Source organism: Pirellulales bacterium (genome assembly GCA_035533075.1).
Classification (GTDB): domain Bacteria; phylum Planctomycetota; class Planctomycetia; order Pirellulales; family JAICIG01; genus DASSFG01.
Window position 1 is genome coordinate 26,170 of sequence record DATLUO010000079.1, and the last position, 12,993, is coordinate 39,162.

The 12,993-nt window shown below is 64.7% G+C and carries 14 protein-coding genes; 9 read left to right on the top strand and 5 right to left on the bottom strand.

The annotated features are described in order from the left end of the window. Window positions 1–14 precede the first annotated feature (14 nt). Complete coding sequence (locus tag VNH11_10440) at window positions 15–1,346, top strand: DUF1501 domain-containing protein (protein ID HVA46771.1); 1,332 nt, start codon at window positions 15–17, stop codon at window positions 1,344–1,346. On the opposite strand, the gene VNH11_10445 is transcribed toward VNH11_10440, so the two are convergent. Both VNH11_10445 and VNH11_10450 read right to left on the bottom strand, forming a co-directional pair. After that, the gene (locus VNH11_10445; GenBank protein HVA46772.1) at window positions 1,330–1,587 is read right to left on the bottom strand and encodes a hypothetical protein; all 258 of its coding nucleotides are present in this window, start codon (window positions 1,585–1,587) and stop codon (window positions 1,330–1,332) included. The genes VNH11_10440 and VNH11_10445 overlap by 17 nt on opposite strands. A 15-nt stretch (window positions 1,588–1,602) precedes the next feature. Next, window positions 1,603–1,785, bottom strand: a complete 183-nt coding sequence (locus VNH11_10450; GenBank protein HVA46773.1) for a hypothetical protein — start codon at window positions 1,783–1,785, stop codon at window positions 1,603–1,605. A 111-nt stretch (window positions 1,786–1,896) separates the two neighbouring features. On the opposite strand from VNH11_10450, the gene VNH11_10455 reads away from it, so the two are divergent. The 4 genes from VNH11_10455 (at window position 1,897) to VNH11_10470 (ending at window position 5,753) form a co-directional block, all read left to right on the top strand. Then, on the top strand, window positions 1,897–2,706 hold the full coding sequence (locus VNH11_10455; GenBank protein HVA46774.1) for an MOSC N-terminal beta barrel domain-containing protein: 810 nt from the start codon (window positions 1,897–1,899) through the stop codon (window positions 2,704–2,706). Between the two features lie 115 nt (window positions 2,707–2,821). After that, complete coding sequence (locus VNH11_10460) at window positions 2,822–3,286, top strand: hypothetical protein (GenBank protein ID HVA46775.1); 465 nt, start codon at window positions 2,822–2,824, stop codon at window positions 3,284–3,286. A 151-nt stretch (window positions 3,287–3,437) separates the two neighbouring features. Continuing rightward, on the top strand, window positions 3,438–4,346 hold the full coding sequence (locus tag VNH11_10465) for a DUF1559 domain-containing protein (GenBank protein HVA46776.1): 909 nt from the start codon (window positions 3,438–3,440) through the stop codon (window positions 4,344–4,346). 66 nt (window positions 4,347–4,412) lie between these two features. Further along, a complete protein-coding gene (locus VNH11_10470) occupies window positions 4,413–5,753 on the top strand; it encodes a hypothetical protein (GenBank protein HVA46777.1) in 1,341 nt (446 codons plus the stop codon). 67 nt (window positions 5,754–5,820) lie between these two features. Here the strand turns inward: VNH11_10470 and VNH11_10475 are convergent, their stop codons facing one another. Next, the gene (locus tag VNH11_10475; GenBank protein HVA46778.1) at window positions 5,821–8,154 is read right to left on the bottom strand and encodes a DUF4214 domain-containing protein; all 2,334 of its coding nucleotides are present in this window, start codon (window positions 8,152–8,154) and stop codon (window positions 5,821–5,823) included. A 183-nt stretch (window positions 8,155–8,337) separates the two neighbouring features. Between VNH11_10475 and VNH11_10480 the strand changes: the two genes are divergently transcribed. Together VNH11_10480 and VNH11_10485 are read left to right on the top strand one after the other, a co-directional pair. Next, on the top strand, window positions 8,338–9,975 hold the full coding sequence (locus VNH11_10480; GenBank protein HVA46779.1) for an Hsp70 family protein: 1,638 nt from the start codon (window positions 8,338–8,340) through the stop codon (window positions 9,973–9,975). A gap of 141 nt (window positions 9,976–10,116) precedes the next feature. After that, the gene (locus tag VNH11_10485) at window positions 10,117–10,902 is read left to right on the top strand and encodes a hypothetical protein (protein HVA46780.1); all 786 of its coding nucleotides are present in this window, start codon (window positions 10,117–10,119) and stop codon (window positions 10,900–10,902) included. A gap of 209 nt (window positions 10,903–11,111) precedes the next feature. Here the strand turns inward: VNH11_10485 and VNH11_10490 are convergent, their stop codons facing one another. Then, window positions 11,112–11,354 (bottom strand): AbrB/MazE/SpoVT family DNA-binding domain-containing protein, encoded by a 243-nt coding sequence (locus tag VNH11_10490; GenBank protein HVA46781.1) that lies wholly within the window; start codon window positions 11,352–11,354, stop codon window positions 11,112–11,114. Between the two features lie 304 nt (window positions 11,355–11,658). Between VNH11_10490 and VNH11_10495 the strand changes: the two genes are divergently transcribed. Further along, window positions 11,659–11,805 (top strand): hypothetical protein, encoded by a 147-nt coding sequence (locus VNH11_10495; protein HVA46782.1) that lies wholly within the window; start codon window positions 11,659–11,661, stop codon window positions 11,803–11,805. 128 nt (window positions 11,806–11,933) lie between these two features. On the opposite strand, the gene VNH11_10500 is transcribed toward VNH11_10495, so the two are convergent. Continuing rightward, window positions 11,934–12,191, bottom strand: a complete 258-nt coding sequence (locus tag VNH11_10500; protein ID HVA46783.1) for a hypothetical protein — start codon at window positions 12,189–12,191, stop codon at window positions 11,934–11,936. A 314-nt stretch (window positions 12,192–12,505) separates the two neighbouring features. On the opposite strand from VNH11_10500, the gene VNH11_10505 reads away from it, so the two are divergent. Beyond that, on the top strand, window positions 12,506–12,993 hold a 488-nt coding region (locus VNH11_10505; protein ID HVA46784.1), incomplete at its 3' end, for a hypothetical protein.

A 12,993-nucleotide genomic window follows, 5' to 3' on the forward strand; every position in this document is an offset into this window, starting at 1 on the left:
AGGCTGAGCTAACTATGACCGCCCCTGCACATCGTTATTGCGACGGCGTCACGCGCCGCTCGTTTTTGCGCGTCGGCGGACTGGCCGTGGGCGGGCTGAGCCTCGTCGATGTGCTGCGGGCGGAGGAAGCCTCGCGGAACCGGCAATCGCACAAGGCCATCATTATGGTCTACCTGTCGGGCGGACTTTCGCACCACGACTCCTTCGACATGAAGCCCGACGCGCCCGCCGAAGTGCGCGGCGAATTCAAGCCCATCGCCACCAATGTGCCGGGCGTCGAAATCTGCGAGCTGCTGCCGAAAACCGCCGCCATGCTCGACAAGTTCGCCGTCGTCCGCTCCATCGTGGGCCTGCGAGACGAGCATTCGAGCTATCAGACGCTCACGGGTTATCTGATGAACGACGCACGGCGCGACGGCCGGCCGCACGTCGGTTCGGCCATTTCGCGGCTCCAGGGATCGGTCGACGGCACCGTGCCGCCTTTCGTCGATCTCTTTCCCACCATGCAGCACCGGCCCTACAACAGCCCCGGTCCCGGCACGCTGGGCCATGCGTTCGCCGGCGTGCGGGCCGACGGCGAAGACGTAGCCAATATGAAGCCGCGCTCCGTGACCCTCGACCAGCTCTCCGGCCGGCATCGCTTGCTCGCCGACTTCGACCGCTGGCGAGCGTCGGTCGACAGCTTGGAAGTGGCGGAGATGGAGACCGCCTATCAACGCGCGTTCGACGTGCTCACCTCCAGCAAGCTGGTGGAGGCGATGGACGTCGAGCGCGAAGAGGTTGCGGTGCGCGATCGCTATGGCCGTGGCTCGTCCAAGCACCAGGGCGACGGGGCGCCGTTGTGGAACGACCAGCTCTTGATGGCCCGGCGGCTGGTCGAAGCGGGCGTCCGCTGCGTGACGGTGGCCTATGGCTTTTGGGACACGCACGGCAACAATTTTTCGCACCTGCGGCAAAACCTGCCCCAGTTCGATCAAGGCATCTCGGCGTTGGTCGACGATCTGCACCAGCGCGGACTCGATCGCGACGTAACGGTGCTCGTGTGGGGCGAATTCGGCCGCACGCCCAAGATCAACAAGCAAGCGGGCCGCGACCATTGGCCGGCGGTCAACGGCGCCCTGTTCGCCGGCGGCGGCCTACGCACCGGGCAAGCGATCGGCTCGACCGACAAGCTGGGCGCCTACGCCGCCCGGCGTCCGGTCCACTTTCACGACGTGCTGGCCACCGCCTATCGCTCGCTGGGCATCGGTCCCCACACCTTCATCAAAGACATGACCGATCGTCCCGTGCCGCTGCTCCCCTCGCAGGCGCAGCCGATTGGCGAGCTGTTTATCGGCGGCGCGTGAGGACGATCAGCAGACAAACGGCGATGGCGATGAACAGCAGGTAGAACAGCCAGTTCTCGCGACGCCGCAGGGCCGGAACGACGGCGATGGCCGCCGAAATCGCCGCCACCAAGAGAATCACGGCGCCGAGCAGGCCCTGCCACCAAACGGCGGAGAGCAACAACGCGAACGCCAGCAGAACGACCGCCAGTTGCGGCCCGAGCGGAACGCGCGGCCGACGAACGGGCGATTCATGTTCCATCGCGGCCGCCGGAGGCTAATCCCTGAGCGGCTCGCAGACCAGGCAACCCAGGCTGGCCCCCATCGAGGCGAAGGCGATCACGCCAAAATAATTCATCATCGGCAGGTGCGGCGACTGCAAACGGTACACGACCAGACCGAGCAACAGTCCGCTGGCGGCGAACAACACGACCAACAGGCCATTGCGAGAAAACATCATTCCTATCTCAGGGTTCGACCGTTATCTTGGTTCTTTGCACGTTATGGCGAAGCTCCACGCGAGTCAAGTGCCGGAATCCGCCAAATGCGATCTCGATAATGGGTGGCCGCCGTGTTCCTCTCGCGCATCAATTATTACCCTTTCAAATCGCTCGACGGCCAGGCGGTCGAGTGTACACGGCTGCTGGCCTGCGGAGCGCTGGAACACGACCGGCGGTTCGTGATTTTCGATACGGCGGGAAAGCTGATCAACGGCAAGCAGACCGCGGCCGTTCATCGACTCTGCTGCGAATTCGATCCCGTCCGGCGGTCCGTCGTGCTGCGCGAGCGGCCGGCCGGCAGGGCCGCGAGTTTTCAGATCGACCGCCAGCGGCAGGAGTTGGAGGCGTGGCTCGGCGAGTTTTTCGACCTCGGCGGGCCGGCGCGAATCGAAGAGCATGCCCAAGGAGGCTTGCCCGACGATCTCGCTGCGCCGGGCCCGACCGCGATCGCCGAAGCGACGCTGTACGAGGTCGCCTCTTGGTTTCCCGGCATGACGGTGGAGGAAGTGCGTGCGCGGTTCCGGCCCAATCTCGAAATCGGCGGTGTGCCGGCGTTCTTCGAAGATCAGCTCTCGGCCTCGGCCGACGAGGTCGTCGACTTTGCGATCGGCGAAGCGCGTTTGTCGGGCACGAACCCCTGCCAGCGCTGCGTGGTGCCGAGCCGCTGGAGCTTGACGGGCGAAGTCGGCCCGGCGCGCGACTTCGCCAAGACCTTTGCCGAGCTGCGCCGGCAAACGTTGCCGCCGTGGGCCGACACCAGCCGCTTCGACCATTTTTATCGGTTGGCCGTCAATACCCGGTCGGCGGACGGACGCGCATGCGCGATACGGGTCGGCGACGAAGTGCGTGTCATCAGCCGCCCCCACGGCGTAGTGCTCTAGCGGCCCTTGGCTTCGAGGGCGAGCCCCGTGCGCCTGCCCAAGTACTCGGACGGCGACGAACACCGCCGATCTGCTGGCGCGGTTCGAGCTGCCGACGTACAACTTCGAGACGCACGTGCCCGCGTATTTGACCAAGGCCCGCGTGCTGGAGGCGTTCTGCGTCTTTCGCGATTTCATCACCGAAGACCGTCTTTACGCCCCGGCCGACCTGGCCGCCATCCGCGCTCATTGCGCCGGCAAGAAGTTTTTGAGCTTCGACGAGTCGGGCTTCACCGCCGACATGCGGCGGCACCTCGACGAACTGTTTCCCCAGCCCTCGATTTACGAAAGCCCGCATTGGACGGGCAATTCCCCGGAGCAGCGCGGCACGCCGCGGCTTGCACCCTGCCGCGGGAGCGTCGGCAACAGCGGAGCGAGCGTTCGTTTTTCGACCCCTACGGGATTGTCGGAGCACTCACGGTACCAAAACGCCACAAAGATGATCGAGCCACGGATGAAACACGGATTGAACACGGATCGGTGTTTCATCCGTGATTCATCGGTGTTTCATCCGTGGCTGATTCTTGACTTGACGGCATGACGCGGCCGATCGAGAACCCGAACGCGAGCTGACGCCGCGGGAAATCCGCCGCTGGGCGGCGTTTTGCCGCCGCCCGACTTGGCCGCGGCCTACGGTAGAGGGTAGATTGTTTCCGGCGGGCTGTCAGGCGCCGTACCCAAAGCGAACGTGCATGCCAATTCCCTTCACCTGCCCTTACTGTGGTCATCACACCGACGTGGCCGACGAATATGCCGGTCAGTCGGGGCCCTGCGCGCAGTGCGGCAAAACGATCACCGTCCCCTTGCCGGGGCAGGTCGCTTACGGCTCCGAGTCGCCGGCGGCGCTGCCCCGCGCGACGCGTTCGCCCGGATGGGTCGCCGCCGCGCTCGGCCTGGTGGCCGTCGGTCTCTGCCTGTGTTGCGGAGGCGGGTTCTTCTTGGCAATGTTCCTGCCGGCGATTCAAACCGCACGCGAAGCCGCACGCCAAGTGCAGTGCGTCAACAATCTGCGTCAAATCGGCATCGCCATGCAAAGCTATCAGGCTGACTATGGTTGTTTCCCGCCGGCTTACGTGGCCGACAACAAGGGCCGGCCGATGCACAGTTGGCGCGTGCTGCTGCTGCCGTATCTCGACCCGCCGCTGGCCGCTCAATACCGCTACGACGAACCGTGGGACGGCCCGAACAACCGCTTGCTGCACGCCCGCACGCCCGCCGTCTATCGCTGCCCCTCCGATCCTTCGCCCGGCACTTCCGGCATCACCGACTATGTGGTGATCGTCGGGCCGGGCACCGTCTTCGAAGGCGGGAACAAGTACACCACCACGGAGGAGATTGCCGACGGCCCGTCGGGCACGCTGCTAGTCGTGGAAGTCGCCGAAACCAACATCGGCTGGCTCGAACCGCGCGATTTGCGGATCGAGCAGGTCTCGGGCGCCATCAATGCGCCCAAGGGCGACGAGGTGTCCAGCGAGCATCCGGGCGGCGCCAACGTGCTCGCGGCCGACGGCACGGTCCATTTTCTCAGCGAGGGCCGGCCTGCCCAGGACGTGCATGGCCTGGCGACCAAAGCGGGCGACGAAGCCGTGAGCCTGCCTTGATCCCTTGCAAATCGGACCAAATCGCGTATCCTGATCCTTACCACGTTCCAGTTCGAGCAGTGGTCGATGGACCAGTTTCTCAAAGGATACGATCTTAACCTGACGACGTGGGTCTATCTCTCGTCGCTGCTGACGATTGCCATCTACTTCAAGTTCAATCGCCTGTGGAGCGTGCGCAATCTCGACATGCTCGCGCTGGTGGCCATGGCGCCCGGCCTGCTGCTGATCGACATCGGCGGCAAAGAGCACCGCGACGACCTGCTGTATCGCGGCTATATCTGGCTGTTCGTGCTGGGGGCCTGTTTCCTGCTGCGCCTGGTCGCCGATTCCTGGATGGTGCGGCGGCCGCTGTTGGAACCGAACCTCACGACCGGCGGACTGACCTTCATCGGCGTGGCCCTGTTGGTCTTTCTGATGGTCAACGTGATCACCAAGTCGCCCTCGAAGAGCGACCTGGAAGGACCGCGCATGCTCGACGCGATGCTCCGCCGCGAGCGGCCCGCCGACGGCGAACAGGCGTTGGCCAAACACGGTCCGGGGTTTCCCTTGTTGTTCCTGATGCCCAGCATCACGACCAAGGCCATCTCCAAGGTCGCGCCGGCGGTTCCCGAAGAGCGCGGCCCCTACATGGTGCAGGCCGCCACCGCCCGCACCATGGCCATCTTGTCGCACATTGCCGTGGTGCTGGGCATGCTGATGATCGGCGTCTGGCACTTCGACAACATCCGCACGGGCATCGCCGCCGCCACGCTCTACTTGCTGCTGCCCTATACGGCACGCTGGACCGGTTACGTCGACCACGTCGTGCCCGCGGCACTGCTGGTCTGGGCCGTGGCGGCGTATCGCCGGCCGATGGTGTCGGGCATGCTGCTGGGGCTGGCGACGGGGGCCATTTACTATCCGCTTTTCCTGTTGCCGCTGTGGCTCGGCTTCTACTGGCAGCGGGGGCTGTTGCGGTTCAGCATCGGCTACGTGTCGATGCTTGTCGCACTGGTCGCCTGGTTGGCCTTTGCATCGAGCAACCTGGACCACTTTTTGGCCCAATTGAAAATGATGTTCGGCTGGACGAGCCTATCGTCGCCGGGCGTGGAAGGTTTTTGGCTGTTCCACGTGTCGTCGCGGCCCTGGCGCTGGCCCGTGCTGGCGGCTTACGCCATGATGTGCGCCTGGTTCGCGCTCTGGCCCAGTCCCAAGAACCTCGGCTCGCTGTTGAGTTGCTCGGCGGCGGTGATGCTGGGCACGCAGTTCTGGCTCACGAGCAGCGAAGGCGTTTACGTCGCCTGGTATTTGCCGCTGTTGTTGCTGACGATTTTCCGGCCGAATCTGGAAGACCGCGTGGCTCTGGCCACGTTGGGCGAAAATTGGCTGATTCGCCGCGGCCTCCTGCTCCGCCGTCGCGCGGCGTAGGAGGCATCCGCCTGCGAAGCGCGGTACCCACCCGTCGGCCAAGGCGCCGCCGCGGCGACCGCGCGGTTCAGGCGTGCAGCCGGTAATACTCGTCCGAGGCGAGGAAGCCGGCGATCACGTTCTCGTTGCTGAAGCCCGATTCGAAGGCCTGCACCCAACCGGCCACATCGGCCGGACTCGCCTGGCGGCGGAGATAGGCGGCGTAGTCGGCCTCGACGCGTTGCGTCTCGCGTTCGGGGCTGGCGGCGAACCCGTAGGCCGCGGCGACGCGGCTCTCGCCGGCGGCCAGCGCTTGAAGCCATTCAGCTTCGCCTGCGGCATCGGCGGAGCGGCCCAGCAGGTCTTCGTACATGGCGTCGATCCAGTCCTTGTTCGTGCCGCCGCTGTGGCTGTAGAACTCGTCGGAACCGATGAAGCCGGCCTCGAGCAGCTCATCGCTTAAGCCGGCCTGCATCAGGGCGGTCCAATGGGCCAGGCCCGAGTCGTCCGCGGCGCGTCCCAGGTATTTTTCATAGGCCGCCTCGATGACGCGCTCGTAGTATTCGGCGCTGTGCGTGAGCGCGATCGCCAAACTCGTCCGAGGCACGCCGTTGTCGAGCGAAAACGCCCAGGCGGCCAACGAGGCGGGATCGACCGGCCGACCGAGCGCGTTCTCGTAGGCGGCGGCGACGTAACTGCGGTTGGCGGCATCGATGGGATTGCCGCCTCCTCCGCCGACGCCACCGCCGGTCAGCCCATAAATCACCAGCGCGTTGCTGGTGCCGACAAAGACTTCGCCGTCGGCCACGGTGGGGACGTTGAACTTCACCGCGGTGCCCAGCGTGTCGCGTCCGCCGGGCGCCTGGTCGCTGTTGTAAAGCTCGACGCCTAGATTGGACGCCTCGTAGGCCCGCAGCTCGTTCGAGCCGCTGTCGATCATCCACACGACGCCGTTGGCGGTGCCGTTCGCCGAGATAGTCGGCGTCGCTCCCGGATAGCCGAAACTGTCGACCGACGTGGAAGAAGGCGTCGTCGAGAGCGTGCCGTTCGTCAGCGAAAACGCCTCGGCGTGTCCGCCGACGGTGGCATAGTACAGCGTGCCGTTGAAATAGGCCGGCGTGCTGTAGACATCGCCGGACAACGGGGCCGCCTCTTGCACCACCAGGTCGCCGCTGGGATTGTAGCCCGACATATCATTGGCGTTCGCCAAGTATACGGTGCCGAGCTTGTTCCCTTGCACGAGCAGGTTTGGCGCACTCGCGCTGCCGGCGGAGGAAGGTAAGAGCACGATGCCGCCCGATCCAAGATCGTGGTCGTTGTCGTCCAGAAACTGCTGATTCGAAGGCGTGAAGTAATCGACCACCTTCAGGCCGTAGCCGTTGATGTTCTGGTTGGTCGGACTGCTGCTGGGATCGTAGGCGAGCTTGACGATCGAATCGCCGTAGTCACCCTCCGCGGGAAAGCCGGCGGAGTTGAGCGTGGTGTCGAACGTGCCGTTGCCGGTGGCGACATAGAGGTTGCCTTCGGAATCGACGGTGAGCGAGTCGCCGGCCTCCCATATATCGCCGAACTCGCCGTTGGGAGTGACGTTCACCGCACCCCACAAGCTCAACGTCCGGGCATTGACGGCCAGCACCCAGCCGTGGGCAGGGGGAATGTCGGGGTGCGAAGCGAAGGCCATGAAGATATTACCGTCGACTTCGGTCAGTGCGATGCGGCCTAATTCACGCAATGCATTGAAGGTGATCTTGCCGTCGACGCTGCCCGCACCGCTGCCGTTGACCGTGGGGCCGGAGACAAACGTGTAGTTGCTGCCGCCGTCATAGATCGTGTCGGCGATGGTCAGCGGGCCGCCGAGGTTCTCGGCTCCCGTCGCCAAATTAAGTGCGTGCAGCTTGTAAACATAGTGCGTGCCGTCGGCCCGGACTTCTTTGGTGTTGGCCAGCACATAGATGCTGTTGGTGTTCGGATCGATGACCGGCGTGGCGGTGATGCCCAGCTCCGGCTGCGTGGCGGGCGAACCGGTATCCGCCGAGGGGACGCTGGTGATGCCGGGACCGAGAAAGCTGTCGTGCCAGAGCATGTCGCCGTTGCTGGCGTCGATGGCATACACGCTGTCGTGCTCGGTGGCCACATAGACCACGTTGTGCGTGCCGCCGTCGATGTTGACGTTCTCGAGGTATAACGGCTGGGCATAAATCTGGCCATCCACGGGCGTGCTGGCCAGCTTGCCGAAGCTGCCGGCGTTGACGTTGGCCGGGGTGAGCGCGGTCTCTTGCGAGTTCACGCCGCTGCTGGAAGCGTCATAGCGGTAGTTGAGCACGTTGGTCGAGAGCATGTCGCGCGGTTCGAGCGCTTCGAAGCGCCGCGCGGCCGGCCCGCGACGGAAGGGTCGAGAAACAAGGCGACGGTGCGGAATCATGCGGTTTTTCCTCCGGGTGTAGGTGCCAGTCTGATTGCGCTCCGCTTTCTTGCAAGAGAGTTGCGCGGCGTGGCGTCGGAATTGCGGGCCGGTTCGGCGGTGCAATCACCACAGCCCGCACCGATGGACCGGCGGGCCCATCGGCAGGTGCTTTGCCGTTGGGCAACGGATATATTGGACCCCATGACCGTCGATCCTGGATTTCTGAATCCGCACGGCGCGGGGCCGCTCACGCATCTCGCGCAGAGGGAACCGTCGGCCGGCGCCGTTCCGGTTCCGGCGGTGGGGATCGATCTCGGCACGACCTACTCCGCGGTTGCTTACCTCGACCCGCAAGGTCGGCCGGTATGCCTTCCCAACGTTGAAGGCGACCTGCTCACTCCCAGCGTCGTGCTGTTCGACGACGACGGCGTGGTGGTTGGCAAGCAAGCCGTGGCGGCCGCCTCGCTGGAACCGGAACGCGTGGCCGAGTCGGTCAAGCGCGAGATGGGCGGCAAGCATTACCACCGTCAGATCAACGGCCGATGGTTGCCGCCCGAAGTGATCTCCGCCTTCATTCTGCAGCGGCTGAAAGGCGACGCCGAACGTAAGCTGGGCCCGGTCCGCAAGGCGGTCATCACCGTGCCGGCCTATTTCGACGAAACGCGCCGGCGGGCGACGATGGACGCCGGCAAACTGGCCGGCCTGGAAGTGCTCGACATCATCAACGAGCCGACCGCGGCCGCGATTGTCTACGGCTATCAGGCTGGCTTTCTCGACCGATCGGGCACCGTCGCCGAGGGGAAATCGGTGCGCGTGCTCGTGTTCGACTTGGGTGGCGGCACGTTCGATGTGACGCTGGTCGAAATCGGCACGCAGTCGTTCAAGGCGCTGGCCACCGACGGCGACGTGCTGTTGGGCGGAAAGGACTGGGACGAGAAACTTGGCGAGATCGCCGCCGAACGCCTCAAGGCGCAGATCGGCGAGGACCCGCGGAACGATCCGGCGACGCGGCACGAGTTGCTTTTCGCCGCCGAGGCCGCCAAGCGCATGCTCAGCGAGCGCACCAAGGCCACGCTGGTCGTACACCACGGCGGCAAACGCCTGAAGGTCGACGTCACTCGCCAGGAATTTGAGGAGGCCACGCTGCCGTTGGTGCTCCGCACGCGGACATCGACCGAGCTCGTCGTGCTGCAAGCCGGCATGGCCTGGCAAGACATCGACCGCGTGCTGGTCGTGGGCGGTTCGACCCGCATGCCGATGATTCTGAAGGTGCTCGCCGAGCTGGCGGGCCGCGCGGTCGATCATTCCGTGGCGCCCGACGAAGCGGTGGCGCAGGGCGCGGCACTCTACGCCGACCTGCTTCTGCAAAAACAGGGTGCCGGCGGCGGGCACACGCAGTTCAGCGTGACCAACGTCAACTCGCACAGTCTGGGCGTGGTGGGCGTCGATGCCGAGAGCCGCTCGCGCGTGAACCGCGTTATCATTCCCAAGAATACGCCGCTGCCGCGCAGCAAGACCAAGCGATTCAAAACGTTCAAAGCGAACCAGGCGAACGTCAAGGTGACGGTGTTGGAAGGCGAAAGCGAAGTGCCGGACGCCTGCATCGAGGTGGGCACGTGCGTCATTCGCGACTTGCCGCCGAACTTGCCCGCCGGCTGGCCCGTGGAGGTGCGCTATTCATATCAGGAAAACGGCCGCTTGCAAGTCTCGGCGAAGCTGGTCGGACATGGAGCGCACGTAACGGCGGAGTTCATTCGCGACAACAGCCTTTCCGACGACGATCTGCTGCTCTGGGGCCAGGTGCTGGCCGACGAAGCGGCCCGCGATAAGGATCTGTAGGGAACGGGGTGCCCTCTGGGCCCCGTGGCGTTCCGCGAGGAATGAGGAACATCGTAGGGTGGGACCAGCGAGCTTGCGAGCGCCGGCCCACCATCGGCACGCCGCAATGTACAAACGATGCGCGAACTATCTCCGACGACCATGGCCAAAAAAGACGGCGATCTCCGGCTCCTCAAATCGGGCACAGTCTACGGCCCCATGAGCCGCGGCGACTTCGACCGGCTCCGCGCCGGCGGAAAGATCGGTCCGGACGACCTGGTTTCCGTGCGCGGTGGGGCGTGGACTCGGGTCGACGATTATTTCGCCGTATCGGAATCGCAAGCGGGCGCCGGGCCGCGCGGGCCAGCGCCGCTCGAATCCGCAGTGGCCGCTCGGCTGTCGCCCGACGACACCGATCCGGTGCTGCGACTGCTGACGGGCAAGCGCATCGTCAGCTCGCTTTCGCGTGCCGAGGTCAATCAGCTTCACCAATCGGGCCGCATTGACGACGACGATTTGATCTGCGCCTTGTACGGTCCCTGGATGCGCGTGGTCGACTTTTTGGCTCCGCCGCGCGCCAAACCGCCAGCCACGTTGCTTGAGGAACACCACGCGGCCAATGGCCCAACGTCAGCAACGGCCGCGACTTCATCGGCCGATGCTCAGCCGGCGCCGCCGCTCATCGCGAGACTGGTCGTCCCGGCGCCGGCGCCCGCAAGTGGAGTTCCGTCGTTCGTGCCGCCGCCGGCATCGCGTTCGTCGCTCGTTGACGTGTGGTACGTCCGCGTGCGCGGCGTTCATTCCGCGCCGCTGGGCAAGCGGCACGTCAAATCGCTCTTCGAGGCCAAAGAGATAACGCGCGACAACCTCGCTCGCCATCCCACCTGGCCCGACAACGCCTGGCTGCCCATCCACGCCATTCCGCAACTGGCCGACGCCGTAACGTAAGCGTCCCGCTTGCATCCAGGTGCGTCACCGCGAGCGGATCTTCTCCGTATACCTTGGTGAGGACGCTCTTGGCTTCGAAAAACACGGCCGTTGATGTGAACCACCCGGAGTGGGCGCGCAGCAGTTGCTCGCAGGCTGTTGCGGCCGGGTGGCCTTGCAGCAAGCTATAGACCAACACCATCGTGTCCAGTCCGCGCTCGAGCGCGGGACTAGAAGAGGAGATCATCTCCGCTCAACTCCGTAACGTCGGGTTCGGCGGCCGGATCACCCGGTCGGACCGAAAGTTTCGTGGCGAAAATATCATCCCAGCTCGCACGCGCAGGGCGAACGATGATTCCTTCAGGCGTTCGTTCCAGGCTGACCGCGCTCGAAAAGCCGAGGGCCTGCACCCAATCCGCTGGAAGTTGAATGCGGTTCCCCGGCTCCAAGGCGGTGATTTGAATTGCGCTCATTGGCACTCCTTCGACGCATCATCAATTAACTGCTCTCCGCGTCATTGTCCGCGCCGCCTGTCGCGGAATCAAGCCAGGCGTGGATTGCCGAGCAATTTCCGGGTCGCCGTTGCCGGTGCGGCGGGCTTCGAGACAACCGCAAACCCCAGTGGCGATTGCATTGCCGCCCGGCTCGCGCATAGAATGACCGGCTGGCTGTAGCCCGCTTGCTCCGCAAGCGGCTTAGTGGCCCGCTTGCTCCGCAAGCGGTTCAGTGGCCCGCTTGCTCCGCAAGCGGAAGCGCATTCGTTCAGCAGGGTCGGTTATGTCGGACTCGTTCGATCCTTATCGCGTCTGGCTGGGCATTCCGCGCGAATCGCGGCCGCCGACGCACTACGAGCTGCTGGGCATTTCGCCGAACGGGCACGAGCAAGCGGTGGTCGAAGCGGCTATCCAAGGTCTCTGGGCTTGAGTGGCACCTGACCTGGTCCTCTGACGCGCAGGACGCGCATCTGCTTGTTGGCGATAACAAAGACAGCCATTCGTAGATGGCGTCGACGTCGGCCTGGGCGCGGCGCAGCAGAAGAACCTGGAATGGCATTATTTGGCCGTAAGTCCGTGGCGGCGGCGGAACTCCCGGTCGAATTCTTGAAGTGGAATGCCCGCGTCGCCGTTCTCCATATCCGTCAGAGCCTCTTGCACGGCCAAAACGGCATCGCCCTCTTCATCCGCGGCTGGGTGCCGCGTGCGGCAGAGGTCCAAAGCCTCTTCCGGCGAGACGTCGCCGCGCCCCACGCTGAGTTGCTCCGAAATGAAGCGGTGAAAACTAGAAAGCTCGCTACCCAAGCCGCCAGACATAACTCCCTCCAAGGCTATCCTGATGTTGATGCTACGAACGCTGTCTCGTCGAGGAACTGCCGCCTACGTCATTTTCGGTGTCGCCTGTCCCGGAATCAAGCCAGACGTGGCTTGTTGGCTTGCTGCGTGCCTGTATCTGCTGGCTGAAACCGCGGTTGCCGCGCGGTTTCGGCCCGCGACGCTTGGCGTGATGGTTGCTTTGCCGCCCGATTTGCCCATAATAACGGGTTGGCCGTGGCCCGCATGCTCCGCAAGCGGTTTAGTGGCCCGCTTGCTCCGCAAGCGGAAGCACAATCGTTCACCCAAGGTCGGGTATGTCGGTCTCGTTCGATCCTTATCGCGTTTGGCTGGGCATTCCGCCCGAATCGCGGCCGCCGACGCACTATGAGATGCTGGGCATCTCGCCGAACGAGCACGAGAAGGCTGTGATCGAAGCGGCGGTGCTGCGGCAGAGCGGCTACGTGCGCAACTTCCAGATCGGCCAGTACGGCAAAGACGCCGCCCGCATCCTCAACGAGATCGCCGCCGCCAAAGCCTGCCTGCTCGATCCGGCCAAACGGGCGAAATACGACGCGGAACTTAAGGCGCGAGAACCGGCAGCCGCGAACGCGGCCTCGCCAGCTCTCCCATCGCCTGTCGGGTTGGGCGTCGACCTCGACCAACTTGCGGCAGCGGCCTCGATGTCGCCCCCCGCCCCACTCGCTGGTTCGCGGCAAGGCAGGCCGCAACGTTTGCCGACGCTTTCCGGACGAAGTAAGTCAGCGTCGTTTCCCTGGCAGATCCCAGCGGCCATGGCTGCCGC

Coding starts and splice junctions, on each gene's coding strand:
- VNH11_10440 (HVA46771.1), top strand. CDS start 15: ATGACCGCCCCTGCACATCGTTATTGCGACGGCGTCACGCGCCGCTCG.
- VNH11_10445 (HVA46772.1), bottom strand. CDS start 1,587: ATGGAACATGAATCGCCCGTTCGTCGGCCGCGCGTTCCGCTCGGGCCG.
- VNH11_10450 (HVA46773.1), bottom strand. CDS start 1,785: ATGATGTTTTCTCGCAATGGCCTGTTGGTCGTGTTGTTCGCCGCCAGC.
- VNH11_10465 (HVA46776.1), top strand. CDS start 3,438: ATGCCAATTCCCTTCACCTGCCCTTACTGTGGTCATCACACCGACGTG.
- VNH11_10470 (HVA46777.1), top strand. CDS start 4,413: ATGGACCAGTTTCTCAAAGGATACGATCTTAACCTGACGACGTGGGTC.
- VNH11_10475 (HVA46778.1), bottom strand. CDS start 8,154: ATGATTCCGCACCGTCGCCTTGTTTCTCGACCCTTCCGTCGCGGGCCG.
- VNH11_10480 (HVA46779.1), top strand. CDS start 8,338: ATGACCGTCGATCCTGGATTTCTGAATCCGCACGGCGCGGGGCCGCTC.
- VNH11_10485 (HVA46780.1), top strand. CDS start 10,117: ATGGCCAAAAAAGACGGCGATCTCCGGCTCCTCAAATCGGGCACAGTC.
- VNH11_10490 (HVA46781.1), bottom strand. CDS start 11,354: ATGAGCGCAATTCAAATCACCGCCTTGGAGCCGGGGAACCGCATTCAA.
- VNH11_10495 (HVA46782.1), top strand. CDS start 11,659: ATGTCGGACTCGTTCGATCCTTATCGCGTCTGGCTGGGCATTCCGCGC.
- VNH11_10500 (HVA46783.1), bottom strand. CDS start 12,191: ATGTCTGGCGGCTTGGGTAGCGAGCTTTCTAGTTTTCACCGCTTCATT.